This is a genomic window from Streptomyces sp. PA03-6a, from assembly GCF_033792765.1.
GTDB lineage: Bacteria > Actinomycetota > Actinomycetes > Streptomycetales > Streptomycetaceae > Actinacidiphila.
The window spans coordinates 1-990 of the sequence record NZ_JARAVK010000578.1; the positions used below are offsets into that span (position 1 = coordinate 1).

A 990-nucleotide genomic window follows, 5' to 3' on the forward strand; every position below is an offset into this window, starting at 1 on the left:
ACGCGCAGGCCACCCGCCGGTCCTCGCTGCCCTGACCATTCCTGGGGCTGGGGGGATCGGGCTAGCCGCTGGGCAGCGGCCGCCGCGACGTCCTGACCGGCGTACTCGCGGGCGACGGCGACAACACCCCACTCGCGGGCAGTCCAGCGCGCGGTTGGGCGGGTAAACAACCTGCCGGGCACGGCGTGGCGGACCAGGGCTTCAATCTCGGCTTGTTCACGGACCGAGCGGGCCGCCCATTCCAGGCCGAAGAAATCTATATCGCTGTGTCTCAGCTCGTGAACAGCCTGCATCATGTGGGTGGCCGCCCCCGCAATGTCGCGCGCGATGCCCGTGAGGTCCGCGGCCATCAGCGCCGCCTTGTAGCTGGCGAGCGCAGCGTAGTTACGGCGGCTGGTCACTTGCTTGATGACAGCGGCCGTAACCGCATCACCGAAGCCGCCGGCCACCACGACAACACCCCAGTCGCTGTCATCCCAGCGCGCAGTGTGCCCCGGGCCGACCCACCTGCTCACCAGGGTGCGAGTAACTGCTTTTTGACTGGCTGACAGGGCCGCCCATTTCAGGCCGAAGACATCTATACCGCTGAACTTCGACCGGTACCCAGAGGCGTTCACAAGGATGCGGGCCGCCGCGGCCGAGGTCTCGCCGGCGTGTGCGGCAGCCACCTCCTCGCGGTAATTGGTGAACGCAACGCTGTTACGGGTGGTGACCAGCCGCATAATGACGGCGGCCGCCACCGCCTCGCCGGCACGGTATGCCGCGGCAACCGCATCCCACTCCGGCCCGTCCCACTCGTCGATACTCCACCCGGTCAGCCGGCGGGTGAAGGCTCGGATTGCGGGTTCTTCGCCCAGCCAGTGTTTCCATGGAAGGCGGTAGACATCCTCTTCGTTGACGCCCATCGCCCTCAGCGCAGCATCGGCCCGGTCGAGACGGGTGACCGCGTCATCACCAGAGCTCGCCTCGTAGAGGGATGCGCGGAGGCTG

1 protein-coding gene is annotated in these 990 nt (G+C 67.6%); it reads right to left on the minus strand.

All coding sequences use genetic code 11. The annotated features are described in order from the left end of the window. Nucleotides 1-990, minus strand: a 990-nt coding sequence (locus PV350_RS46705) for a hypothetical protein (protein WP_500339323.1), incomplete at both ends; no start/stop codon positions are given.